This window comes from Nonomuraea sp. NPDC049709 (assembly GCF_040674815.1).
In the GTDB taxonomy this organism is placed as follows: domain Bacteria; phylum Actinomycetota; class Actinomycetes; order Streptosporangiales; family Streptosporangiaceae; genus Nonomuraea.
In genome coordinates this window covers 14,672-38,550 of sequence record NZ_JBFANM010000044.1, presented here as the reverse complement: position 1 = coordinate 38,550, position 23,879 = coordinate 14,672, and the positions used below count along the sequence as shown (strand labels likewise).

Here is a 23,879-nt window from a genome sequence, read left to right as displayed (position 1 = left end):
CCGCGCTAGGTGGCCTTGCGCCGGGCCAGGCAGGCGAGCACGGTCAGGACCGAGATCGCGGCCATGGAGCCGAGCGCCCAGCGGTAGCCGGTCACCAGTTGCTCCACCGCGCCGCCCGACAGCTGCGCCAGCGTGCCGGCGAAGACGCTCTGGTGCAGCTCGGCGGGCAGCGGGGCGGTGATGATCGACAGGACCAGGCCGGTGCCGACGACGTTGCCGGTGTTCTGCACCATGAGGCGCATGGCGTTGACGATGCCGAGCCGGTTGGAGGGCAGGCCGTCCAGGATGGCGGTGGTGTTGGAGGGCAGGAACACGCCCGAGCCGAGCCCGATGAGCACCAGCCCGGAGGCCACGGCCGGGTACGGCATGTCCGAGGACATCACGGCGAGCATGACCACCAGTCCGCAGGTGGTGGTCGCGGCCCCGGCCACGGCCAGCGTGCGCGCACTGGTCAGCCGCTGCAGGAAGCCCGAGGTCACCGAGGCGATCATGGCGGCGATGGCCAGCGGCAGCACCTTCAGCCCGGCCTGTACGGGATCGTCCCCGCGCACGGCCTGGAAGTAGAGCGCGACCAGGAAGACCATGCCCATGCGGGCCACGGCGTTGAGGAACGAGGCCAGCGTCCCGAAGGCGAAGGCCCGCTCCCGGAACAGGCCCATGTCCACCACCGGATACGCGGCCCGCCGCTCCCTGACCACGAACAGCGGCAGCCCGACGGCGAAGGCCACCAGCCCGCCCAGCACCACGGGGTGCGTCCAGCCCAGCCTGGTGAACTCCGACAGCGCCAGCAGCAGCCCGCCCAGCGTGACCAGGACGAGCACGTTCCCCGGCGCGTCGAGCCCGCTCTCGCCCCGGTCCTGGGCCGGCCTGCGCAGCACGATCGCCCCCCAGACCAGGCAGATCAGGCCGATCGGCACGTTGAACCAGAACACCCAGCGCCAGCCCAGGTTCTCGGCCAGCACCCCGCCCAGCGTCGGCCCGATCAGCCCGGCGATCGAGAACGACGCCACGTACACGCCCATCCCCTCCCCCAGCCGCTCGCGCGGGAAGGCGTCGCTGACCAGGGCGGCGCTGTTGGTGAGCAGCATGGCGGCCCCCGCGGCCTGCAGCACGCGCATGGCCACGATCACCCACGCGTTCGGCGCCAGGCCCGCGAGGAGGGCGGCCACCGTGTAGGTGGACAGTCCTAAGAGATACATCCTGCGCCGGCCGAACAGATCCGCCAGCCGCCCGAATACCACCATGAGGACGGTCGTGGTCAACTGGAAGCCCAGGAGGATCCAGCCCGCGGCCGTCGCGTCGGCGCCGGTGTGCCTGGCGATCTCCGGCAGCGCGACGTTGATCGCGCTGCCGCCGAGCCCGGTCAGCACGCTGGCCAGGCTCACGACCGACAGCGTTCGCCAGGCGTACCCGATGGGAGTGGTCGTGGTCGCGGCCAATGGGCCTGTCCTTTCTAGATTTTAATACTAGAATCCAGTTCACATCGTCAGCCGGTCAAGGATCGAGGTGTCGGATGAGTGGAATAGTCGAGGGCCGCGTGGTGATCGTCACGGGTGCGGCCAGGGGCATCGGACGGGGACACGCGCTGGAGTTCGCCCGCCAGGGGGCGAAGGTGGTGGTCAACGACCTGGGCGCGGAGGTGGACGGCACCGGCTCGTCCGGGGCCGCGGCCGAGGTGGTGGCGGAGATCGAGGCCATGGGCGGCCAGGCGATCGTCAACGGCGAGGACGTCTCCGACTTCGACGGCGCCGAGCGGCTGATCCGGGCCGCCATCGACACCTTCGGCGATCTGGACGTACTGGTCAACAACGCGGGCATCCTGCGCGACCGGATGCTCGTCAACATGACCGCCGACGAGTGGGACTCCGTGATCAGGGTTCACCTGCGCGGCACGTTCGCGCCGCTGCGCCACGCCGCCGCGTACTGGCGGTCCAAGGCGAAGGCGGGCGAACGGGTGGATGCCCGGATCATCAACACGACCTCGTCCTCCGGCATCTACGGTAACCCGGGGCAAGGCAACTACGGCGCCGCGAAGGCGGGCATCGCCGGCCTTACCGTCATCGCGGCCAGGGAGCTGGAGCGCTACGGCGTGACCGTGAACGCCATCGCCCCCGCCGCGCTCACCCGCATGACCGAGAACCTCATACCGGCCGGCGCCACCGGCGCCGACCCCGACGACATCGCGCCGCTGGTCGTCTGGCTGGCCAGCGCCGAGGCCAAGGGGATCACCGGGCGGGTGTTCAACGTGCGCGCCGGCGTGATCAGCGTGGCCGAGGGCTGGCACGCCGGCCCCGGCGTGGACAAGGGCGGCCGGTGGGACCCGGCCGAGCTGGGCTCGGTCATCCCCGCCCTGGTCGAGAAGGCCGCGCCCAACGCTCTGACCAACGGCCGCATCCCCGGACGGGAGGACTGACATGCCGCTCGACCACACCCTGGTGGGTGTCGAGAGCCCGGCGCACGAGCGCACGTGGACCTCGAAGGACACCATGCTGTACGCGCTCGGCGTCGGAGCGGGCACCGGCGAGCTGGAGTTCACCACGGAGAAGGGGCAGCGGGTGCTGCCGACGTTCGCCGTGCTGGCGGCCCAGGCGCCGGGGCGGCGGCTGGGCGACTTCGACCCGGCCCTGCTGGTCCACGCCGAGCAGGGCTTCGAGCTGCACCGGGAGCTGCCGGCCGCGGGCGGCGTGCGGACCACCTCGAAGGTGACCGGGATCTACGACAAGGGCTCGGGCGCGCTGGTGACCTCCGAGGCCAGGGCCGTGGACCTGAGCACGGGCGAGCTGGTGATCGCCTCGCGGAGCTCGGTGTTCATCAGGGGCGAGGGCGGGTTCGGCGGCGACCGGGGGCCGCGGGACGAGTGGGCCCTGCCCGACCGCGCGCCAGACCACAAGGTGACCTACTCCACGCATCCGGAGCAGGCGCTGATCTACCGGCTGTCCGGCGACTACAACCCGCTGCACAGCGATCCGGAGTTCGCCGCCAGGGCCGGATTCAGCCGGCCGATCCTGCACGGGCTGTGCACGTACGGCGTGACGGGCCGGGCGCTGCTGCACGCGGCGGCGAAGTCGGATCCGGGGCGGTTCAGGGCGATGTCGGGGCGGTTCTCCAGCCCGGTGCTGCCCGGGGAGTCGCTCACGGTGTCGATCTGGGTGGACGGCGCGGACGTGCTGTTCCGCACCGCCAAGGACGACGGGACCGTGGTGATCGACCGGGGCCGGGCCACGATCGCCTGATCAGCCCTCGTCGAGGACCCGAAGGGGGTCGAGGCGGTGGATCAGCGTCATCGCCGCCTCGATGACCTCCTGGGCCTCCTCCTCGCTGTCGGAGGTGGCGACCTCGCGGGCGGCCTCGCCGATGATGCTGGTCAGCACGGCCACGGTGAAGCGGTCGAGCGGGTCGCCCCCAGCGCCGAGCAGCACCGCGTTCTGGCGCACCCACTCGCGCCCCCGGGTGCGCCGGATCAGCTCGAACCCGGGCGGCCCGTCGCCGTCGATGAACAGCCTGACCAGGTCGCGCCGCTCCCACGCCCCGGCGAGATAGGCTCGCGCGCCCGCGATCAGCAGCTCCACCGGATCGTCCACGCCCTCTTTCCTGGCCTTGGCCACGCTGGAGGCCGACGCCTGCTCGTGTGCGGCCTGGTGGTCCTCGTAGAGGGCGAGGAACAGCTCGGTCTTGCCGCCGAAGTGGTGGTAGAGGCTGCCGACGCTGGAGCCGGCGCGGGCGACCACCTCGGCCACGTTGGAGTCGGCGAAGCCGTGCTCGCTGAAGACCTCGCGAGCCGCCTGCAACATGCTCTTGCGCGTCTGGGCCGTGCGACTCCACTCCCACGAGGACTTGCGTGCCATACCCGCAATCCTAGCCGCTCAAATTCTAGAATCTGATTCTTGACACATGACCGTAACGGTTGGAATCTCTTCCTAGAGAACGATTCTAGAAATTTTCAGGAGGCGGCTGTGGACTTCTCGCTCACCCCCGAGGAACGGCAGATCCGCGACACCGTCCGGTCCTTCATCGAGAAGGAGGTCATGCCGCTGGAGCCCGAGGTCCTGCGCAACGAGCGCGAGGGCCGCCCCGGCCTGGCCCCCGACGTGCTGCGGGACCTGCGGGCCAAGGCCAGGAAGTCCGGCTTCTGGGGGATCAACACCCCCGAGGAGTACGGCGGCGCCGCGCTCGGCCCGATCATGTCCGCGATCATCGCCATGGAGATCGGCCGCACCTTCGTGCCCTTCTCCTTCGGCGGCAGCGCCGACAACATCCTCTACGCCGGCACCGAGGAGCAGAAGCAGCGCTACCTGATCCCGACCATCGAGGGCGAGCGGCGCTCCTGCTTCGCCATCACCGAGCCGGGCGCCGGCTCCGACGCCCGCAACATCCGCACCCGGGCCACCCGCGACGGCGCCGAGTGGGTGGTCAACGGCGAGAAGACGTTCATCACGGGCGGGAACGAGGCCGACTTCGTCATGGTGTTCGCCGTGACGGAGCCGTACGGCGTCACCTGTTTCCTGGTCGACCGGGACATGGGCTGGAAGTCCGAGCCGATCCCGACCATGGGCGAGTGGGGCCCCGCGTCGCTGGTGTTCCAGGACGTACGGGTGCCGGAGGAGAACATCCTCGGCGAGCTGGGCAAGGGCTTCGAGCTGGCCATGCAGTGGATCGGGCAGGGGCGCTACATGATCCCGGCCCGCGCCATCGGGTCCGCCGAGCGCATGCTGGGCATGGCCGTCGACTACGCCAAGATCCGCAAGTCGATGGGGCAGACGATCTCGGAGTACCAGGCCATCCAGTGGATGATCGCCGACTCGCAGGTGGAGATCGAGGCCGCCAAGTGGCTGACGCTGTACGCCGCCTGGCGGGTCTCGCAGGGCATGGACGCCCGGCACGCCTCCTCCATCGCCAAGCTCAACGGCGCCGTCATGGCGAACCAGGTGGTCGACCGGGTGCTGCAGATCCACGGGGGTATGGGCTACACCAAGGAGCTGCCGATCGAGCGGTGGTACCGCGAGCTGCGGTTGCTGCGCATCTTCGAGGGGACCGACGAGATCCAGCGGCGGACGATCGCCCGCAACCTGATCAAGGGGCACGCGCGGCTCGGCCTCATCGGGGAGTGACGGACATGTCGGTCGGGGAACTGTTCAATCCGCGTTCGATCGCCCTGGTGGGGGCCACGGACAAGTCGGGGTGGTCGATCAGCACGCTGGCCAACCTGCGTGCCCACGGCTTCCCCGGGCCCGTTCACCTGGTGAACCCCCGTGGTGGCGTCGTGCACGGCTCGCCCGCGTTCCGGAGCCTGACGGAGATCCCGGAGCCGGTGGACCTGGCGTACGTGATGGTGCCGACCGCGGCCGTGCTGGGCGTGCTGCGGGAAGGGGCCAAGCTGGGGATCCGGTGCTACGTGATCCTCACGGCCGGGTTCGGGGAGGCCGGGGAGGAGGGGGCGCGGCTGGAGTCGGAAATTTCGGCTTTCGCTGTGGAAAATGGGCTGACGATCCTCGGGCCGAACGGCAACGGGTACATCAACGCCGCCGCCGGGATCACCCCGTACGGGCTGCCCATCCCCCCGCCGCTGCTGCGCGGCGAGGTCGGCGTGGTGCTGCAGAGCGGCGCGCTGGCCAGCTCGGTGCTGGCCTTCGCGCAGGCCCGCAACGTGGGCGTCAGCCTGCTCACCTCCATGGGCAACGAGTCGGTCGTCGCGGTCACCGACGTGATCGACTATCTGGTGGACGATCCGGCCACCAAGGTCATCGCGCTCTTCCTGGAGACGATCAGGAACCCGGCCGAGTTCTCCCGCGTGGCGCGGCGCGCGCTGGAGGCGGGCAAGCCGATCGTGGCGCTCAAGATCGGCCGCAGCAGACTGGCCTCGCACACCGCGCAGGCGCACACCGGGGCCCTGGTGGGCGACGACGACGTCATCGACGCGGCGCTGCGCGGGCTCGGGGTGATCCGGGTGCGCTCGCTGGAGGACCTCATCATCACGGCGGGGCTGCTCGCCTCGGCCGGGCCGCTGCCGGGGCGGCGGGTCGGGGTCGTCACCCCGTCCGGCGGGGCCTCGGAGATCATCGCGGACCGGGCCGAGGACGAGGGACTGGAGCTGCCGCCGTTCGCTCCGGAAACGGTGGCCCGGCTGGCGGAGATCGTCCCGTCCTTCGGCACCGTGCAGAACCCGCTCGACGTCACCGGGTACGTCCTCATCGACCGCACCCTCCTCGGCCGCGCGCTGGAGGCGGTCACCGCCGACCCGGGCATCGACCTGATCATGTTGCTGTCGGAGCCGCCCAGGGTGCCACCGCCAGACCCGGCACCGGTCCTGGCCATGTACGCGGCCAGCGCGCAGCGCATCGCCGCCTCGCCGGTGCCGGTCGTGGTGGTGAGCAACGTGCTGACCGACGTGACGGAGTTCGGGCGGCGGGTGCAGCGGGAGACCGGGTACCCGTACGTGGCGGGCGGGATCGAGCACGGGATGCACGCCATCGGCGCGGCGGTGCGGTGGGCCGAGACGCGGGCCAGGGTGCTGTCCCGGCCACCGGCCGCGCCCCGGGCCGTCGAGCCCGCCCGGCCGCCAGGGGCGCACGGCGTGTGGGCCGAGCATCGCGCCGCCGCGCTGCTGGCCTCGGCGGGGTTGCCGGTGGTGCCCTCCGAGCTGGCGCGGGACGAGGCGGCGGCGGTGGCGGCGGCGGCGGCCGATCAGTTCGGCTATCCCGTGGTGCTCAAGGTGGCGGCCGAGGGGCTCGGGCACAAGAGCGACATCGGCGGGGTCCGGCTCGGCCTGGGCGGGGCCGCGGAGGTGCGGCAGGCATACCGGGAGCTGGCCGCGGCGCTGCCGTCGCTCGACGGCGTGCTCGTCCAGCCGCAGCGCACCGGCGGCGTGGAGCTGCTGGTGGGCGTGGTCCGCGATCCCGCCTGGGGGCTCACGCTGGCCGTCGGGCTCGGCGGCGTCTGGGTGGAGGTGCTGCGCGACACGGCGCTGCGGGTGTTGCCGGTGGACGCCGCCGAGGTGCGTACGGCGCTCTCGGAGCTACGGGGCTCGGCCCTGCTGAGCGGGGCCAGAGGCGCCGAGCCGGCGGACCTGGACGCCGTGGCCGGGGTGGTCGCGGGTATCGCCGCGTTCGCCGAGTCGCTGGGTGCCGGCCTGGAGTCGCTGGAGGTCAACCCGCTGCTCGTCACCGGTTCCCGGGTCGAGGCGCTGGACGCGCTGGTCACCTGGCGTTGAGCGGGAAATGGGCGACCCGGGGGCCGCCCATTTCACCTTCCGGGGTCTACTCCACCTCCACCGGCAGCTCGTAGATCTCGGTCGTCGGGTGCCCCGCCTTCTCGTGCACGCGCAGCACCGCCTCCTTCGACGGCCCCGACGACAGGCAGAACACCTTCCCGGAGTCCGGGTCGAGCCAGGCGCGCTCGAAGTGCACCCCCTCGGCCCCCTCGATCGCCAGGTCACGTTCGTGCGCCGCGCGCAGCTGCTCCTCCGTGGCCCCGATGAATCCGCTGTGCACATCCATGAATTTCGGCATCGCGAATCCCCCCTCCTGCTTCAGGGGTGCCCTTTCCAGGAAAGGCGTTCCATCACGTGCCATCCCGTGCCACCGCGGTCAGGGGAGACGGTTCGACAGCACCAGGGTCGCGGCGGAGGCGAACATGCCGCCGTTGCCCAGGACGACGCTCACCTCCACCCCGGGCACCTGGGCCGCCGCCTCGCCGCGGAGCTGGCGTACTGACTCCTGGATGGCGAACATGCCGTACATGCCGGTGTGCGTGTACGACAGGCCGCCGCCGTTCGTGTTCAGGGGCAGGCGGCCGCCGGGTGAGGTGTGGCCCTCGGCGATGAACGCCCCGGCCTCGCCCCGGCCGACGAAGCCCAGGTCTTCCAGGCCGTAGATCGGCACGTGGGCGAAGGCGTCGTACACCATGAGGTGGTCCACGTCCTCGTGCGTGATCTTGGCCTCGGCGAAGGCCGCCTCGCCCGACAGCCGGAAGCCCTTCGAGGTGGTGAAGTCCTCCATCTGCGAGATGATCGGCGACTCCGCCGCCTCCCCCGAGCCCAGCAGGTAGACCGGGGCGCGGCGGGTCCGCTCCTCCGAGGTGACGATCAGGGCGCCGCCGCCGTCGGTCACCAGGCAGCACTCCAGCAGGTGGAACGGGTAGGCGACCAGGCGCGAGGCGAGCACGTCCTCGACGGTGATGAGGTCCTGGTACATCGCCCGCGGGTTGAGATGGGCCCAGCGCCGCTGCGCGACCGCGACCTCGGCGAGCTGCTCGTGCGTGAGGCCGGTCTCCTTCATGTAGCGCAGCGCCGTGATCGTGAACGACGTGGGCGGCCCCACCACGCCGTACGGCAGCTCGAACTGCCCCAGCAGCGAGTCCATCCCCATGCCGAAGCGCCCGGCCCCGACGCGCGACCGGCCCGACTCGCCGTGGGTGATCAGCACGGTACGGCACAGCCCGGCCCGGATGGCGGCGGCCGCGTGCCGCACGTGGAAGAGGAACGACGACCCGCCCACGCCCGTGCCGTCCAGCCAGGCGGGTGTGATCCCGAGGGCGTGGGCGATCTGGATCGGGCCGGGCGTCCCCACTGTGGCGACGCCGTCGATGTCGTGGATGGTCATGCCCGCGTCGGCGAGCGCGTTCCTGGCGGCCTCCAGGTGCAGCTGCATCGTGGAGTGGCCGGGCAGGCGGCCCACCTCGTCGGTCTCGGCGGCGCCGGCGATCACGACGGTCATCGGGCGCCTCCGGCCGGCTCGAACAGCGGCACGCAGACGTCCCCGCGCCGCTCGAACACCACCCGCAGCTCCATGTCCAGCGGCAGGTTCTCCGGGGTGTTCGCCACGCCCACGATGTTCGTCATCATGCGCACGCCCTCCTCCAGCTCCACGACGGCGATCGCGTACGGGCCCTCGTCCTCGAACCCGGGAGCGGGGCGGTGGTTGATGACGTAGGAGTACAGGGTCGCGCGGCCACTGGCGCGGACCCACTCGACCTGGTCTCCGCCGCAGCGGGGACAGCTCGGCCGCGGATAGAAGTAGTGCCGCGCGCACGTCTGGCAGCGCTGGATCCTGAGCTCGCCCGCGGCCGTGCCGTCCCAGAACGGCTGGGTCTCGGGCGTGGGCTTAGGTGCCGGCTTCATCGGCCTCCCCAATCTAGTTCTAGAATTACACTCTAGATCTAGGTTCTGTCAGGACTCAAGGGCTCGGGATGCGGTTGCCGTTCCTGCCCTGGCCGGCCAGCACCTCCTCCAGGGTCGGGCGCGCGTCGTCCGGATGGCGCGGGCCCGGCTGGGCGAGCTGGATCAGCACGCCGTGCGCCTCCTTCGGATGCAGGAACACCTCCTGCCAGCGCGGATCCGCCTGGTTGAGCCCGTGCAGGCGGTAGCCGCGCCCGGTCAGCCTGGCCACGGCCGCCGCCAGGTCGCTGACGTGGAAGTTCAGGTGGTGAACGCCGCCCCTGCCGCGGGTGAGCTCGAAGAAGCTGTCGAAGAACGTCGATCCGGCCAGCGGCTCCATGAGCTCGACCTTGCCACCGTTGGCGTACGTGAGCTGCAGCGTCCGGTATCCGGCCATCCGGTTGTCACCGCCGCCGCCCAGATGCCGGCCGCCGAGCAGGTCGCGGTAGATCGGCAGCAGATCCCTGATCCGGGGCGCGGCCACGGCCGTGTGGTCGAAGTGCACCTCGAGGCCGTCCAGTTCCAGGTCCACGCGGGGGGCTCCTCACTTTCGACAATCCTAGAATTTCATTCTAGCCGCTGGCGGCGCGCCCACTCTTGACGGAGCCGAACGTGAGGAGCAGCATCGCAGAAAGGAATTCTAGAGCTTGCTTCTAGAACAATTCGGGGGGTTCGGCCCGATCAGAAAGGCTGGCCATGAGGCTGTCCTACGTCCGTGAGCTCGACGAGTACCCGACCGGCGCCCACCGCATGAAGATCCTCACGATGGCCGTGCTGGCCATCCTCATCGGCTCCTACGAAGGGCAGATCGCGCCCGTCGTGCCCCTGCTGCTCAAAGACCTCGACATGACGCTGGCCACGTACGGCGCGGTGTCGGGCACGGCGGCGGTGGCCGGCGCGATCGCCTCCATCCTGGGCGGGCGGCTCACCGACCGGCTCGGCCGGGTCCGGCTGCTCATCCCCCTCATGGCGCTGACGGCGGTGTGCTGCTTCGCCATGACGCTCGTGCAGAGCCCGCGCGACCTGCTGATCGCCAGGATCGTGCTGGCGTTCGTGGACGGCGTGGCCATGGCCAGCACCGCGCCGCTGATCCGCGACTTCTCCCCGCGCCTCGGGCGGGCCCAGGCGTTCGGCTTCTGGACCTGGGGCCCCGTCGGCGCGAACTTCCTGGCCGCGGCCGTGGCCGGGTGGACCCTGCCGATCTTCAACGACTCGTGGCGCTCGCAGTTCGTCATCATGGGCTGCTTCTCGCTGGTCATCTCGGCGGTCATCGCGTTCAACATCGCGGACCTGTCCCCCGAGCTGCGCGCCCGGATCCAGCACACCGAGCGGGCCGCCACCGAGGTCGTGGACCTCACCCGGCCGGCGACCATGCGCTCGCTGTTCCGGCGGCGCAACATCTGGGCGCACGTCGTCGGGATCTCGCTGTGGCTGGTGCTCTACATCACGCTGTCGCTGTTCGGGCAGACGATGTTGGTCGGGGCGCTGGGCATCAGCAGCGCCGAGGCCTCCACGATCATGGCGGCCTTCTGGAGCCTCAACCTGATCACGCTGATCGTGACCGGGCGGCTGTCCGACCGTACGCAGCTGCGCAAGCCGTTCTCCCTCGGCGGTACCGTCGCGGCCGTGCTCGTCACCGCCTACCTGGCCGTCTCGCTCGGCCAGGAGGGCGTGTCGACCGGCACGCTGATGGTCGTCGGCGCGCTGCTCGGCGGCTCGCTCGGCGTCGCGTACGCCCCCTGGATGGCCAACTACTCCGAGGACGCCGAGGACGCCGATCCCCGTCTGCAGGGCACCGCGTGGGGGCTGTTCGGGTTCCTCAGCAAGGGCATCGCCGTGATCGGCCTGCTGGTCATCCCGCACGTGGTCGAGGCCACGAACTGGCAGACGTGGCTGTTCGTCGCCCTGGGCTGTCTCGTCCTGTTCATCCCGGCGATCATGTTGTTCAATGGGCCGTGGCGGCGCCCCGCCCGCACGCGCGCCGCGGTCGCACTCGGGGAGGCCGAAGGATGACCGAGCTGTCCGACGTCGCCGGCGCCGACCTGCGCGGGCTGCGCGACCTCGACATCGACGACGTGCTGGCGTACGTGCACCGCGACCTCAAGCGGCTGCCCGGCTACACCGAGCTCTACAAGCGTTACCTGCGCCAGCGCTGGGACGTCTACGAGCTCGACTTCTCCCAGGACGTGGTGGACTGGCGCGAGCGCATGACGCAGGAGGAGCGCGACGCCTTCGTCGGGATCTCCGCCGGCTTCCACCACGGGGAGCGGCAGGTGGAGGTGGAGCTGCCGGTCTTCATGCTGGGCGGCTCCGAGGAGTCCAAGATCTACATGTCCAGCCAGATCGAGGACGAGGCCCGGCACACGGTGTTCTTCGACCGCTTCTACCGCGAGATGGTCGGCATGCCGGGCGACTCCGTGCAGGAGGTGCTGGACGCGTCGTTCGAGCACGTGTCGGAGACGTTCGTGGGGCCGTTCGGGCTGCTCGCGTACCAGGCCGACGAGCTGCGCAAGGATCCCGAGGACCCGGCCGCCCGGGTGCGTTACGGCACCACGTACTTCCTGTGGATCGAGGGCGTGCTGGCGCTGTCCGTCATGAAGATCACGCTGACCTACTGCCGGGAGCGCGGGTTCCTGCCCGGCTACTACACCGGGTTCACCGCCACCTGCCGCGACGAGGCCCGGCACGTGCAGTTCGGGATGCGGTTCCTGCGCGACTCCGTGCAGGAGGACCCGCGGCTGCTGCTGCAGATCCACGAGACGTTACGGACGATCCTGGCCATCAACGGCGCCACCAGCCGCAGGCTCGCACTGGAGTCGCTGGGCTGGACGCCGGAGGAGGTCAGACGGCTCATGATCCGGCAGCTCCACATGAAGCTGACCGACGTGGGCATCGCGCTTCCGCCGGACATCCAGGAGAAGGTCTCCCGTATCGAACCAGAGCTCGCCGGGGGCTGACACATGGGCTTCTTCACCGACGAATGGGCCGAGGCCGTGCGCGTCGCCGTGGACGCCGGTCCCGAGCAGGACGGCAAGCTGCCGTCGTACTGGCAGTGGATCGACCGGGCCCGGGCCGGCTACACCGCCACGTGGGCGCTGGGCGTGCGGGAGACGGGCGCGTACCTGGTGCTGGCCTGGGAGGGCGGCAAGTGCGTGGACGCGCGGATCACCGCCGACCCGGGCGCGGCCGACTACGTGCTGGCCGCCTCCGAGGCCACCTGGCGGGAGCTGCGGGAAGGGGCCGACCCGGGGCGGGTGGTGATGTACCGGGGGCTGCGCCTCGAACGTGGGAACGTGCTGGCGTTCTTCCGGGTGATCTACTTCTTCGTGGAGTCGCTGGCCGCGCTGGCCAGGGTGCCTTAACAGGCGGGTCATGCGGCTCCTCTAACATCTCCCCGGAGCCGGGCGGGGAGGAGTCATCGTGCTCGAGGTGCTGGGAGTCGATCACTGGGGCGAGGAGGCGTACCTGGCGTTGGTCGGAGGTGGACCGCTCACGGAGAACGAGCTGGCCGGGCTGACCACCGTCGAGCCGGGTGTCCTCGGCAAGGTGCTGCACCGGCTGGAGGACCGCGGGCTGATCAGCCGCGTGCCCGGCCAGCCGGTACGGTACGCCGCCCTGCCGCCCGAGCCCGCCATCGAGGTGCTGCTGCTGGCCCGCGAGCGCGACATCGAACGCGTCCGCGCGCTGGCCCAGCACCTCGGCGAGCGGCACCGGAGGGCCCGGTCCGGCCGCGACGCCGCCGAGCTCATTGAGGTGATCTCCGGGCCCGACGCCGTGGCACGGTGCGGCCAGCAGCTCCTGCGGCGGGCCAAGGACGTCATCCGGGGCATCGACGCCCCGCCGTACGCGCAGGCCAGCGAGGGCGGCGAGATCTCCTCCACCGCGAACGTCACCGACCGGGGCGTCCGGCGGCGCTTCATCCACGAGCGCGGGATGTTACGGGTGGACGGGCAGGCGGAGAAGATCGAGCGGGGCGTGGCCGCCGGGGAGGAGGTGCGGATCTTCCCCAACGTGCCGATGAAGATGATCCTCTCCGACGACGACCTCGGGCTCATCCCGCTCCGCGCCACGCCCCGGGTGCTCGACTCGTGCATCCTGGTGCATCCGTCCTCGCTGCTGGACGCCCTGTCCACGCTGTTCGAGCTGCTGTGGGCGCAGGCGCAGCCGTTCGAGGCGGTGGCCGGGGAGGAGCGGGGCGGCGATCCGCCGCTCAGCGAGGTCGAGCGGCGGATCGTCTCCCTGCTCGCGCACGGGCTGTCGGACGAGGCGATCGCCCGGCAGCTCGGCATCGGCTACCGGACCGTGCAGCGCCGGATCCAGGCGCTGATGGCCCGGTTGTCCGCGACCAGCCGGTTCCAGGCGGGTGTGCTGGCAGCCCGCCGCGGATGGTGGGACCCGGAGCTCTGAGGTCACCCGGTCAGTCGCGGTGCAACTTCCAGTGGGTCACCCGACCAGTCGCGATGCAACTTCCTGTAGGTCACCCGATCAGTCGCGGTGCAACTTCCGGTAGGTCACCCGATCAGTCGCGGTGCAACTTCCGGTAGGTCACCCGATGCGGACGGGCCGCGTCGGCTCCCAACCGCTCGATCTTGTTCTTCTCATAGTCCGCGAAGTTGCCCTCGAACCAGAACCAGTTCGACCCTTCCTCCCAAGCCAGGATGTGGGTCGCGATGCGGTCGAGGAACCACCGGTCGTGGGAGGTGATCACCGCGCAGCCCGGGAAGTCGAGCAGCGCGTTCTCCAGCGACGACAGCGTCTCGGTGTCGAGGTCGTTGGTGGGCTCGTCCAGCAGCAGCACGTTGCCGCCCTGCTTCAGGGTGAGCGCCAGGTTGAGCCGGTTGCGCTCGCCACCCGACAACACCCCGGCCTTCTTCTGCTGGTCGGGACCCTTGAACCCGAACGCCGCGATGTACGCCCGGGACGGCATCTCCACGTTGCCGACCTTGATGTGGTCGAGCCCGTCGGAGACGACCTCCCAGACGTTCTTGTTGGGGTCGATGCCGCCCCGGCTCTGGTCGGCGTAGGAGATCTTGACCGTGTCACCGACGACAATCGAACCGGTGTCGGGCGTCTCACTACCGATGATCATGCGGAACAGCGTGGTCTTGCCGACGCCGTTGGGGCCGATGATGCCGACGATGCCGTTACGCGGCAGGTCGAACGTCAACCCCTCCATCAGCAGCCGGTCGCCGAACCCCTTGGTCAGCTCGTCGGACTTGATCACCGTGGTGCCCAGACGCGGGCCCGGCGGGATCTGGATCTCCTCGAAGTCCAGCTTGCGGAACTTGTCGGCCTCGGCCGCCATCTCCTCGTAGCGCTGGAGACGGGCCTTGCTCTTGGTCTGGCGGGCCTTGGGGTTGGACCGGACCCACTCCAGCTCGTCCTCGAGGCGCTTCTTCCGCTTGACGTCCTTCTGCCCCTCGACCTTGAGCCGCTGGGTCTTGGCCTCCAGGTAGGTGGAGTAGTTGCCCTCGTACGCGTACGCACGGCCCCGGTCGAGCTCCAGGATCCAGCCGGCGACGTTGTCGAGGAAGTAGCGGTCGTGGGTGACGGCCAGGACCGTGCCGGCGTACTTCTCCAGGTGCTGCTCCAGCCACTGCACGCTCTCGGCGTCGAGGTGGTTGGTGGGCTCGTCGAGCAGCAGCAGGTCGGGCGCCTCGAGCAGCAGCTTGCACAGCGCGACCCGGCGGCGCTCACCACCGGACAGCTTGGTCACCTCGGCGTCGGGCGGCGGGCAACGCAGCGCGTCCATGGCCTGCTCGAGCTGGCTGTCGAGGTCCCAGGCATTGCGGTGCTCGAGCTGGTCCTGCAGCTTGCCCATCTCCTCCAGCAACTCGTCGCTGTAGTCGGTGGCCATCTGCTCGGCGATGTCGTTGTAGCGCTGGAGCATCGCCATCGTCTCGGCGACACCCTCCTGGACGTTGCCGAGGACCGTCTTCTCCTCGTTGAGCGGCGGCTCCTGCTGGAGCATGCCGACCGTGAAGCCCGGCATGAGCTTGGCCTCACCGTTGGACGCCTGCTCCAGGCCGGCCATCATCCGGAGCAGCGTCGACTTCCCGGTGCCGTTCGGCCCCAGAACACCGATCTTGGCTCCGGGCAGGAACGACAGCGTGACGTCGTCAAGGACAACCTTGTCGCCGTGCGCCTTGCGCACGCGCTGCAGCGTATAGATGTACTCCGGCATGCCCCCTAGCTTAGGGGCTCCCAACCCAGGCTTCCGCCGCTCGTCCCGAGTAGCCCCGGGCCCTTTTGCGCGCAGGGGGCAGAAAGCCCACCCCAAGGCCGCACACCCAGCGAAAACCACCACCGCACAGACCCGACCCCTCACCCACACGCGGCACGCGTCCCCACCGAGCCGCAACCTCCAGACCCGAACCAGCAGAAGCCCCGAACCACCAGCCCAGATACGACAGACGCCGAGTGTGGACAACGGACGTGGACGACGGACGTGGACGACGGACGTGGACGACGGACGTGGACGACGGACGGCGGCCAGGGACAGCGGACGGCGGCCAGGGACGGCGGCGACGGACGTGGGCAACGGACGGCGGCTTGGGACGGCGGCCAGGGACAGTGGCGACGGTCAGTGGGCGAGGGACGGTCAGAGGCGGGTGGCAAGGACAGCAAGAGGCAGGGAGATCAAAGGGCTGAGGAGATCAAGGGGCGGGGTTGTCGGGGAGGGAACGGGGTGGGGGTTGGACGGCGGGGATGCAGACACGGTCTCGACCCAGCTCCTTGGCCCGATAGAGCGCCAGGTCGGCAGCCGTCAGCAAGTCGATCAGGTCGTCACCGTGGACGCTCATCAGCGCCACCCCCACCGAGATCGTCACTTTGATCAACGTGTCGTCAACGGGCACGGCCATGTGCCCGATGCGGACGCGCAGGCGTTCGGCCACGCGGCGGGCCTCGTCGTCGTCGGCGCCCGGTAGGAGGACGACGAACTCCTCACCGCCGAACCGCCCCACCACGTCATAGTCGCGCAACTGACTGCGCAGCATGGACGCCACCCCGACGAGAACCTGATCACCGACCAGGTGGCCGTGAGCGTCATTGACGCGCTTGAAGTGGTCGATATCGATGATCAGGAGTGCCAGCGTGTCACCGGTGCGGCGGGCTCGGACGATCTCGGTGTCGGCCTCCCGCTGCCAGGCGGCAGCGTTGAGCAGGCCGGTCTTGGCGTCGGTACGGGCGGCGGCCTGCAACTGGGCATGGAGGAGACTGCGCTGCAGCAGCACCACGGGTGGTAGCGCAAGAACGAGCAGGCCGAGGTTCAGCCCGCAGCCGATGGAGACCGACACGCCCAGGCAGAGCTCGACGATGTCCAGCAGCACCTTCTCCCTGTCCCACAGAACCTCCCGCCAGGTGCTGTCGGGATCTTCCAGGTGGGCGGCGATGGCGATGAGGGCGATGTTGAGCAGGGAGAAGAGCACGGCGGCCGCCACCGCGAAGAGAATCGGTGGCCCGCTCCCCCGCGACAGCACCGCCGGGTCGTCCACGAACTGGTGGAACACGACGGAGGCCGTACATCCGGCCAGGCCGATGGCGGCCGAGCTGAACACCCGCCGGTACAGCACCGTCGCCCGCACGCGGATCTGCAGCAGGATCTGCAGCACAATGGGCGCGAAGAGGGCATAGACCGGGGGCAAGAGCAGCGCCACCGGCAACCACCAGGCCGACAACAGGTCTCGCGACACCCCGGCGGGCATGCCGAGACGCCTGGTGGCCTCGATGCACACCGCGCCACACCCCATGAGGGCGCCGAACGTGAGCGCGTCCCGCCACTGAAAGGTGGTGGACGCCGCGAACATCACGATCGCGACGAGATCAAGAGCGACTATCGCGCACAAGTAGAGCACAAGCGGGCGACGTTGCCCGAGCAAGGGCCAGCGATCGGCCAGCGTTGACACAACGTCGCGAGACTTGATCGAGGCGTGACTGGTCACCGCCATCTCGTCTCCTCCCTGACTAACGATGTGTAACACAATAATTGCGGAGTGTGCGTTGTGCGATGGGAACCGATACGTTGGCAGAGACCACACCTGTTCACTCCACGAGCGGGGTCGTGATGGAGAGCCGTGCTGGAAAGGAGCAGCCATGGTGCGGGGCGTGACCTGGACATGACAGATGCTCTAGCCATCTGACGCGGGCAACACACCATCGGCCGTCCTTCGGGGGTGTCAATACAGGACCCGGCCGGTGCCCCCTCCCCCCTCCACTCGCACTGTTCCTCGCGCTCTCTCCCCGCTGCGACCCGGCTCTGGGACCTGCCACAAGGAATCCCTGCACAGCGGCCCTGCACAGCGGCCCTGCACAGCGGCCCTGCACAGCGGCCCTGCACAGCCCGTGGCAGCGCCCCGGCACAGCGGGCCGGCACAGCGGCCGTACACAGCGGCCGTACACAGCGGCCGTACACAGCCGCCGTACACAGCCGCCGTGCACAGGGCACGGCACAGCGACCCAGCACCCATGTCGCCCCTCGCCTGCCCGACCATCAACTGCCAGGAGCGCAGGCCGGGTTTCGCTCCGTCCTGACAGACGCGCGTCCCAACCAGGCGTCCTGAGCCAGTTCATGGCGAACGCCGCAGATGAGCGTCGTCGGGTTGCTGAGACATCTGGCCGATCGTGGGACCGCGCCCGCCGGACCGCACCCCCGTGGGACCACACCCGTCGGACCGCACCCCCGTGGGACCGCGCTCGTCGGACCGAAAATGCGTGTCCGCGCTATCGGTGCTGGTCGCCCAGCGAAGGTTGCCCTGTCTACTGCCCCGGGGGTGCGAGGGCGCCGATGTGGCGGTCGGCGCCCCTACGGCGCGACCGTCGCTAGGCCGCCGCTCGATCCTTCATCGTCGCCGGGAGCTCTCCTTCGGCATCCGGCTCCTCGGATCCCGTATCGCGGCACTTTCCGTCGTCGTCCACGCCCAGGACGCGGACTGTGTCGTCATCGGCACCCAACATGCGTACGGTGCCACCCTTCGAACCCAACGCCTGCACGGTGGCGTCATCCACCCCCAGCACGCGTACGGTGCTCTCCTCCGAGCCAGTGGCGGCAGGCATGGTGCCGTCATCCTCCGAGCCCAGCATGCGCACGGGGCCCTCGTTCAACCCCAGGTGCCTCACCACATCGCGGTCGGTGTCGGAGGCGTGGGGGAGGTCCTGTTCCCTGTTGAGACTCGGGCGGCGGTGGGGGCGGGTGCCCATGGCCCAGTCGCGGGTTTCCTCGTCCAGCCGGTCACGCATCTCCTTGCTCATCGAGCCGCCACCGCTCCGCTCCGGCTTGCTGAAGACGCCGGTGCCCCAGCGGAGGTCGTGTCCCACCGCGCTGGCCTCGATCTCCGGCATGAAGCGGCGGTCACCCTCGGCGCCGAACTCGCGGATGCGCAGCTTGCCCGACACCACCACGGGATGGCCCGCCCGGACGGAGGCTGCCACGTTCTCTCCTAGGGCCCGCCAGCAGCGGACCGTGAAGCAGACCTTCTCCCCGTCCACCCATTGACCCGTCTTCTTGTCGAAATAACGGTGCGAGGTGAGCACCTTCAGCGAGGTGACCTTGGTGCCCTCGTCGAAGCTGTACTGCCTCGGCTCTGCCGCGACGTTGCCGGTAAGCGTGATGTAGATGTCGTTCATCCCATGCCTCCCATGCGGCGGGCCGGCTGCCCGCGATCTGGGAACACGGTGCCGCGAGAGGGCATGGCCCGGGACGGCCGAACGCGGTTCTGTGGACAGGGAGGTGGCGATGGTCGGCGGCTGTGGATGAAGGGCTCTGCTCGGCGTCCATGGGGATCCGGAGAGGAGGCCATCCGGGTGCACACCCGCGCGAGGCCCGCTCGGCAGGGTGAACGCCTGGTCATCGCCCGTCAGTGGACGTGCGACAGGGGCCATGCCGCTCGGCTTGCTCCGGCGTCCATCTGACCGCGGTCACGGAGCTGGCTGGCGGTCGGGACGGCGTTCGAAAGTGGCGGGTCGGTCGTCTGTCTGAGTGGGAGCCTGGGCTCGGCGTTCGCGAGGGAGGTCAAGCTGCGGACGAGGTCGGCGGCCTCTGGTGAGACGAGCTGGTAGCGGACGACACGTCCGCAGCGGCGGTAGGTCACCGATCCGGCGGACCGCAGCGCGGCCAGGTGGTTCGACAGCCGCACTTGTCGCGTTCCTGGCCTGCGGGAAGGCACCCAACATACGGCTCCGACCCCGTCATCGACGGCGGTCTGCGCGAGGAGCTTGGAGTTCGGGGTCGGACGTGGCGAGGCGCGTAGTTCGTACGGGTGCGGAGCGAGCCCACGGCGTGGGCCCGCTCGCGTCGGCGTCACACCGACAGGTCCCGCATGGCCGTGTAGAAGGAGTGGTGGCGGCCCAGCTCGCGTTCCACCGGCTCGACCACCATGGTGGCCGACACCGCCGCGACCCGGCGTCTCATCTCCCGCTCGAGCCGCTCCCGCTCCCGCGACGCCCCGAGCTCCACGAAGTTCCGGGACGCGATGCCGGACAACGCCCCGAGCCCGAGCACGGAGGCCATCATCAGCCCCACCCATGGCAGCGTCGCGCTCTCGCCCAGCAACTCCAGCGAGGGCGGCAGCTGCCCGGGCATGAGCAGGCCGACCACCAGCCAGGCGAGGCCGGCCACGAACGCCACCACCAGGAAGTATTGCCACACCTTGAGCGCCCGCCACCAGCCCGGCACCCGGTCGAGCTGCGGGGCCACCTCCGCGAGGTCCTCGGTCAGGGCCTGCGGGAGCTGGCCGGAGCGGGATCGGGCCGCCTGGTGCACGGCCGTACGCCACACCGGGTGCATCCCCATGGACAGCCCGTCGGCCAGGGCCTGCACCGCGTTGGCCACCTCGGCCGACTGGGCGCTCACCGAGGTGGTCGCGATACCGCGGATCTCCTCACCGACGTCGTCCAGCCGCAGGCTCTTCAGCGGGTCGGTACGGAACTTCCCGATCCACCTCGGGTACGGCCACCCGACCCAGCGGCTCGACCGCTCCGCGTAGACGTTCTCCATGGCCTCGCCCACGGCCGGCACGCCCACCGCGTCGCACAACGCGTCCGTCAGCCCCATCCGGCGGGCCTCGTCGACCGTGGACGGCGCGGACAGCGCCTCCCCCATCGGCATGGACTGGCTGAGCTTCTGCTCCAGCCGGTGCAGGTCCGCTTCGAGCTTCTGGATCGCGGCGCGCCGCCGGGCGACCGCGGTCGCGATGACGCTCTTGAGGCTCTCGACGCCCCGCCCGGTGACGGCCGAGGTCGGTACGACGCTGGGGTGCTCGACGCCTTCCCTGCGCAGCAGGTCGTTGAGGTCGATGACCAGCTCGGCCAGCTCCTCGGTGGTCAGCCGGTCCGCCTGGTTGAGCGCGAACACGGTCACCGCGTCATGCCCGGCCAGCTCCGTCACGTAGCGCCGGTGCGTGGAGGCGTCGGCGTACTTCTGCGGGTCCAGCACCCACACCACCAGGTCGGCCAGCCCGATGAGCCGGTCGGCCTCGGTGTCGGTGAGCGCCCTGATCGAGTCGTGGTCGGGCAGGTCGAGCAGGATCAGCCCGTGGAGCTGGCTGTCGCCCTTGTCGAGCGCGCTGGCTCGCGAGAAGCGGTGCCGCCACTGGATCTGCAGCCAGTCGAGCAGCGGCCCAGCGCCCTCCAGCCCCCACACGCAGGCGTGGGTGCGGGCGGTGGTCGGCCTGCGTACGCCGGTGGGCGACAGCTCAAGCCCGGAGATCGCGTTGAACAGCGACGACTTGCCGCTGCCCGTACCGCCCGCGAGGGCGACGACGGTGTGCTCCGACGACAGCTTCAGCCGGTCCCCGGCCCGCAGCAGCAGGCCGTTGGCCTCGTTGAGCAGCTTCTTGTCCAGTCGCCCCGGGCCCAGCTCCACCACCTTGGTGAGCGCGGCCAATCGCGGAGCGAGCCCCGGTCTGGTGGTCATGGTGGTCATCGAGCGACCTCGAGGTTGTACGTTGCCTGATAGAGCCGGGTCGCGACGGACTCGTCGGGAATGCCCGCGGAGTCGAGCGCTTGCACGTAACGCATGGCCTCCTCGTCGAACAGCACGCCGATCCTGGCCCGCAGATCGCTGAGCGCCTTGGCGCCGATGCCGCGCAGCGACTCGGCACCGAGCAGGGCGTTGACCAGCCGGTGCGGCACGCCTTCGCCGTTGCCACCGCTGAACATGGCGACCATGAAGATCAGGGCGAGCGAGTCCGGATCGAACGAGACCAGCTTCGACACCGACCGCTTGGCCACGCCCTCCGTGCGTACGAGCTCGCTGAGATGCTCCTGCCAGGAGGCGATGGTCCGGCCGGTGTGGCGTACGAGATTGTCGGACGGCCTGTCGAGGTTCTCCCCGAGCTTGGCCCCCAGCTCCGAACGGTGCCGCCAGCGCGCGACGACCTCCTCCGATGCACGGTTGGCGGCGGCGACGATCACCGATTCGAGCCCGGTGCGGATCGCCCCCTTGAACGCCAGCACGCGCTCCGGCGCCTGCTTGGCCGCCCGGCTGCGCTTGCGCACCTGCAGCGAGCGCATGAGGTCGCCGGAACCCGCGAAGTCCTGCCAGCGGGCGAGCACCTCACCACGCAGCAGTGAACCGTTCTTCGAGGTCTTGTCGATCTCGACGAGGGCGCCCCGGAAGGCCGCCTCGACGTCGCCGCGCAGCTCCGCCCTGAACGCGACCTGCGCCTCCAGGTGCTTGGCCAGCGCGGGTACGCGGGTGCGGAAGCTGTTGAGCACGCCGTTGAGCGTCTCGCGTACGGCCTGGGCCCGCCGCTCCTCGTCCACCGACAGCTCGGCCAGCCAGAGCCGCAGGTCGGTCACCTCGTTGTCGGGCAGCCTGCCGTCGGCCACCTTCGACTCGTGGATGACGAACCTGTCGATGTCGCCCAGCCCGTATTCGGTGAGCATGCGTACGAAGTGCTTGAGCACCACGTCCGCGGACTTCTCCTGCACCCGCGACAGGACGATCGCCAGGCGGGCGCCGCGCTCCTTGGCCAGGCGCAGCAGGTTCCAGGCGGGGGCGTCGGCGTAGCGGGCCGCCGTGGTCACGAAGACCCACAGGTCGGCGGCGTCGAGCATGCGGTGGGCGACGTCGTGGTGCTCCTCGACCACCGAGTCGATGTCGGGAGTGTCGAGCAGCGCCACGCCCTGGGGCAGCTTCTCGGTCGCGACGATGACCAGGCTGCGCATCCCGGCCTCCGGTTCCGGCTTGTCCAGCCGCTCGAGGCCGCGGAGCAGCTCGCCCTCGGCGAACCACTTGCGGTCCTCGGGGTGGCAGGCCAGGACGGGGGTGCCGGTGGTCGGGCGGCGTACGCCGGTGCGCGAGACGTTCTTCTCGGCCAGGCTGTTGACCAGGGTGGACTTGCCGGCGCCCGTTGAGCCCGCGATCACGATGAGGGCGGGGGCGGCGCTGGTCCGCACCCGGGGCAGGACGTAGTCCTCCAGCTGGGCCAGCAGTTCGGCCTGCGCCTGCTTGGCCTCTTCCGAGCCGGGCAGGTCCAGGCCGAAGCGCAGGTCGGCGATGCTCTCGCGGAGGGCGTCGAGCGCCGACATCAGCGCCTCGGCGGCCTCGGCGGGCAACTCCTCCAGCACTTCGCCCTTGCCCGGGGCGGTCTTGGGATCGTCTGAGGTGGTGGTGCCGGCGGAAGCGCTGGTGTCACCCTCGCCCTCGTCGGCATCGTCCGCCGGTTCACCGTCATCCTCGGTGTCCTCGGCGTCCGCGGTGTCCGCAGTGTCGTTGGCGTCCGAAAGGCGGTGGTCTGCGGCTTGTGCGGGGTCGGCGTCCTCGGCAGGCTCGTCGCTGTCCGCCGGTTCGGCGCGGCCCGCCAGGTCTGCGACGTCAGCGGGATGGCCGCTGTCCGCGCGCTCGTCCGGCTCCGCGTCTTCCGCTTCCTCTGCGACTTCCGCTCCCACGGTGGCCTCAGCGAAGTCTGACGAAGCCGGCTCGACCTGGGAGTCTGCCTCGGAGACCGGCTCCTCCGCCGCGTACGGGTCGGCGTCGGATGCGGGCTCGACAGCAGCAGGCGGCTCCTCGCCGGCATGGAGCCGGGTCTCGGCGGACGGCTCCTCGTCGGTCACAGGCGGCTGGGGCTCGGCGGAGGACGCGTCCGTGGCCGGTGGCTGCTCGTCGCGGGGCTCCTGCCTGTCCCAGGGCCTCGCGGTGTCCGGTGCCGCACCGTCCGAGGCGGGCGGGGTCGTACGGGCGCCGGGACCGCCGAGCGCGGCGGGCCGCACAAAGAGCGAGGGGCGTTCCGAGGATGGGGACGAAGGCTCCGGCTCCTCGAAACTCGGCCACGCCCCAGCACCCGGCCGCCCCCCAGCGCCTAGCCGCCCGTCATCGCCTGGCTGCCCTTCAGGGCCGGGCCACGCCCCAGGACGCGGCCGCCGCCTCTCAGCGTCCGACCGTCCCTGGACGTCCGGCCGCCCCTCAGCGCCAGGCCTTCCCTGGACGCCAGGCCGTGCCTGGGCATCCGGCCGTCCGTGAACGTCCGGCCTTCCCTGGGCGCCAGGCCTTCCCTGAGCGTCCGGCCGACCCTGGGTGCTAGGTCGTCCCTGAGCGCCAGGCCGCCCCTCAGGGGCCGGCTGGTCGTCGAAGCCCGGCGGTGGCCGGTGCCCCGAGGGGCCGTCGGCCGCCGGGGGGCGCCGCAGCGCGGCAGGCTTCTCGAAGAGGGAAGGCCGCCGAGCAGGGGGCTCCTCACGAGCCCCGCGGACGGCGGACTCGCCACGGAACCACTGACCGGCAGAGCCCTCA

At 70.5% G+C, this 23,879-nt stretch carries 19 protein-coding genes; 8 read left to right on the top strand and 11 right to left on the bottom strand.

Annotated elements, in window-relative coordinates; genetic code table 11:
- Window positions 1-5: 5 nt before the first annotated feature.
- Window positions 6-1,439 carry an MFS transporter gene (locus tag AB0J69_RS36760; RefSeq protein ID WP_364127227.1) on the bottom strand — a complete coding sequence of 478 codons (1,434 nt, stop codon included), beginning with the start codon at window positions 1,437-1,439 and terminating at the stop codon, window positions 6-8.
- A gap of 74 nt (window positions 1,440-1,513) precedes the next feature.
- Here AB0J69_RS36760 and AB0J69_RS36755 point away from each other — a divergent pair, with 74 nt between their 5' ends.
- Window positions 1,514-2,413 (top strand): SDR family oxidoreductase, encoded by a 900-nt coding sequence (locus tag AB0J69_RS36755; protein WP_364127224.1) that lies wholly within the window; start codon window positions 1,514-1,516, stop codon window positions 2,411-2,413.
- 1 nt (window position 2,414) lies between these two features.
- Window positions 2,415-3,233 (top strand): MaoC/PaaZ C-terminal domain-containing protein, encoded by an 819-nt coding sequence (locus AB0J69_RS36750; RefSeq protein ID WP_364127221.1) that lies wholly within the window; start codon window positions 2,415-2,417, stop codon window positions 3,231-3,233.
- Here the strand turns inward: AB0J69_RS36750 and AB0J69_RS36745 are convergent, their stop codons facing one another.
- A complete protein-coding gene (locus AB0J69_RS36745; protein WP_364127218.1) occupies window positions 3,234-3,845 on the bottom strand; it encodes a TetR/AcrR family transcriptional regulator in 612 nt (203 codons plus the stop codon).
- Window positions 3,846-3,953: 108 nt separating this feature from the next.
- Here AB0J69_RS36745 and AB0J69_RS36740 point away from each other — a divergent pair, with 108 nt between their 5' ends.
- Entirely contained in the window at window positions 3,954-5,108 is a 1,155-nt protein-coding gene (locus AB0J69_RS36740; RefSeq protein WP_364127215.1) for an acyl-CoA dehydrogenase family protein, read from the top strand.
- 5 nt (window positions 5,109-5,113) lie between these two features.
- Window positions 5,114-7,207, top strand: a complete 2,094-nt coding sequence (locus AB0J69_RS36735) for an acetate--CoA ligase family protein (protein WP_364127212.1) — start codon at window positions 5,114-5,116, stop codon at window positions 7,205-7,207.
- A 46-nt stretch (window positions 7,208-7,253) separates the two neighbouring features.
- Here AB0J69_RS36735 and AB0J69_RS36730 read toward each other — a convergent pair whose 3' ends face one another.
- From AB0J69_RS36730 to AB0J69_RS36715, 4 genes are all read right to left on the bottom strand, one after another.
- Window positions 7,254-7,505 carry an SCO4226 family nickel-binding protein gene (locus AB0J69_RS36730; protein WP_364127209.1) on the bottom strand — a complete coding sequence of 84 codons (252 nt, stop codon included), beginning with the start codon at window positions 7,503-7,505 and terminating at the stop codon, window positions 7,254-7,256.
- 78 nt (window positions 7,506-7,583) lie between these two features.
- Entirely contained in the window at window positions 7,584-8,711 is a 1,128-nt protein-coding gene (locus AB0J69_RS36725) for a thiolase (protein WP_364127206.1), read from the bottom strand.
- On the bottom strand, window positions 8,708-9,115 hold the full coding sequence (locus tag AB0J69_RS36720; protein WP_364127204.1) for a Zn-ribbon domain-containing OB-fold protein: 408 nt from the start codon (window positions 9,113-9,115) through the stop codon (window positions 8,708-8,710). Before AB0J69_RS36720 ends, AB0J69_RS36725 begins: the two co-directional genes overlap by 4 nt.
- 55 nt (window positions 9,116-9,170) lie before the next feature.
- Window positions 9,171-9,683: a VOC family protein gene (locus AB0J69_RS36715; RefSeq protein WP_364127201.1), complete on the bottom strand. Its 513-nt coding sequence runs from the start codon at window positions 9,681-9,683 to the stop codon at window positions 9,171-9,173.
- A gap of 164 nt (window positions 9,684-9,847) precedes the next feature.
- Here AB0J69_RS36715 and AB0J69_RS36710 point away from each other — a divergent pair, with 164 nt between their 5' ends.
- Genes AB0J69_RS36710 through AB0J69_RS36695 form a run of 4 tightly spaced genes read left to right on the top strand, consistent with a single transcriptional unit; the run spans window position 9,848 to window position 13,558 of the window.
- On the top strand, window positions 9,848-11,164 hold the full coding sequence (locus tag AB0J69_RS36710) for an MFS transporter (protein ID WP_364127199.1): 1,317 nt from the start codon (window positions 9,848-9,850) through the stop codon (window positions 11,162-11,164).
- Window positions 11,161-12,108: a ribonucleotide-diphosphate reductase subunit beta gene (locus AB0J69_RS36705; RefSeq protein WP_364127197.1), complete on the top strand. Its 948-nt coding sequence runs from the start codon at window positions 11,161-11,163 to the stop codon at window positions 12,106-12,108. The genes AB0J69_RS36710 and AB0J69_RS36705 overlap by 4 nt, the downstream gene beginning before the upstream one ends.
- A gap of 3 nt (window positions 12,109-12,111) precedes the next feature.
- Window positions 12,112-12,513, top strand: a complete 402-nt coding sequence (locus AB0J69_RS36700; protein WP_364127194.1) for a hypothetical protein — start codon at window positions 12,112-12,114, stop codon at window positions 12,511-12,513.
- A gap of 58 nt (window positions 12,514-12,571) precedes the next feature.
- Entirely contained in the window at window positions 12,572-13,558 is a 987-nt protein-coding gene (locus AB0J69_RS36695) for a helix-turn-helix domain-containing protein (protein WP_364127191.1), read from the top strand.
- Between the two features lie 112 nt (window positions 13,559-13,670).
- On the opposite strand, the gene ettA is transcribed toward AB0J69_RS36695, so the two are convergent.
- From ettA to AB0J69_RS36670, 5 genes are all read right to left on the bottom strand, one after another.
- Entirely contained in the window at window positions 13,671-15,335 is a 1,665-nt protein-coding gene (gene ettA / locus AB0J69_RS36690) for an energy-dependent translational throttle protein EttA (RefSeq protein ID WP_364127187.1), read from the bottom strand.
- A gap of 472 nt (window positions 15,336-15,807) precedes the next feature.
- Window positions 15,808-16,959: a GGDEF domain-containing protein gene (locus tag AB0J69_RS36685; RefSeq protein WP_364127388.1), complete on the bottom strand. Its 1,152-nt coding sequence runs from the start codon at window positions 16,957-16,959 to the stop codon at window positions 15,808-15,810.
- Between the two features lie 1,012 nt (window positions 16,960-17,971).
- Complete coding sequence (locus AB0J69_RS36680; protein WP_364127184.1) at window positions 17,972-18,775, bottom strand: single-stranded DNA-binding protein; 804 nt, start codon at window positions 18,773-18,775, stop codon at window positions 17,972-17,974.
- A gap of 673 nt (window positions 18,776-19,448) precedes the next feature.
- Entirely contained in the window at window positions 19,449-21,071 is a 1,623-nt protein-coding gene (locus AB0J69_RS36675; RefSeq protein ID WP_364127181.1) for a GTP-binding protein, read from the bottom strand.
- Window positions 21,068-23,362 (bottom strand): dynamin family protein, encoded by a 2,295-nt coding sequence (locus tag AB0J69_RS36670; protein WP_364127179.1) that lies wholly within the window; start codon window positions 23,360-23,362, stop codon window positions 21,068-21,070. Before AB0J69_RS36670 ends, AB0J69_RS36675 begins: the two co-directional genes overlap by 4 nt.
- Between the last annotated feature and the right edge of the window lie 517 nt (window positions 23,363-23,879).

What these genes read in the sequence shown, in the direction of transcription:
- ettA (WP_364127187.1), bottom strand. Translation starts at nt 15,335, where the DNA reads ATGCCGGAGTACATCTATACGCTGCAGCGCGTGCGCAAGGCGCACGGC.
- AB0J69_RS36755 (WP_364127224.1), top strand. Translation starts at nt 1,514, where the DNA reads ATGAGTGGAATAGTCGAGGGCCGCGTGGTGATCGTCACGGGTGCGGCC.
- AB0J69_RS36730 (WP_364127209.1), bottom strand. Translation starts at nt 7,505, where the DNA reads ATGCCGAAATTCATGGATGTGCACAGCGGATTCATCGGGGCCACGGAG.
- AB0J69_RS36700 (WP_364127194.1), top strand. Translation starts at nt 12,112, where the DNA reads ATGGGCTTCTTCACCGACGAATGGGCCGAGGCCGTGCGCGTCGCCGTG.
- AB0J69_RS36735 (WP_364127212.1), top strand. Translation starts at nt 5,114, where the DNA reads ATGTCGGTCGGGGAACTGTTCAATCCGCGTTCGATCGCCCTGGTGGGG.
- AB0J69_RS36675 (WP_364127181.1), bottom strand. Translation starts at nt 21,071, where the DNA reads ATGACCACCATGACCACCAGACCGGGGCTCGCTCCGCGATTGGCCGCG.
- AB0J69_RS36750 (WP_364127221.1), top strand. Translation starts at nt 2,415, where the DNA reads ATGCCGCTCGACCACACCCTGGTGGGTGTCGAGAGCCCGGCGCACGAG.
- AB0J69_RS36680 (WP_364127184.1), bottom strand. Translation starts at nt 18,775, where the DNA reads ATGAACGACATCTACATCACGCTTACCGGCAACGTCGCGGCAGAGCCG.
- AB0J69_RS36720 (WP_364127204.1), bottom strand. Translation starts at nt 9,115, where the DNA reads ATGAAGCCGGCACCTAAGCCCACGCCCGAGACCCAGCCGTTCTGGGAC.
- AB0J69_RS36745 (WP_364127218.1), bottom strand. Translation starts at nt 3,845, where the DNA reads ATGGCACGCAAGTCCTCGTGGGAGTGGAGTCGCACGGCCCAGACGCGC.
- AB0J69_RS36685 (WP_364127388.1), bottom strand. Translation starts at nt 16,959, where the DNA reads ATGTTCGCGGCGTCCACCACCTTTCAGTGGCGGGACGCGCTCACGTTC.
- AB0J69_RS36710 (WP_364127199.1), top strand. Translation starts at nt 9,848, where the DNA reads ATGAGGCTGTCCTACGTCCGTGAGCTCGACGAGTACCCGACCGGCGCC.
- AB0J69_RS36705 (WP_364127197.1), top strand. Translation starts at nt 11,161, where the DNA reads ATGACCGAGCTGTCCGACGTCGCCGGCGCCGACCTGCGCGGGCTGCGC.
- AB0J69_RS36725 (WP_364127206.1), bottom strand. Translation starts at nt 8,711, where the DNA reads ATGACCGTCGTGATCGCCGGCGCCGCCGAGACCGACGAGGTGGGCCGC.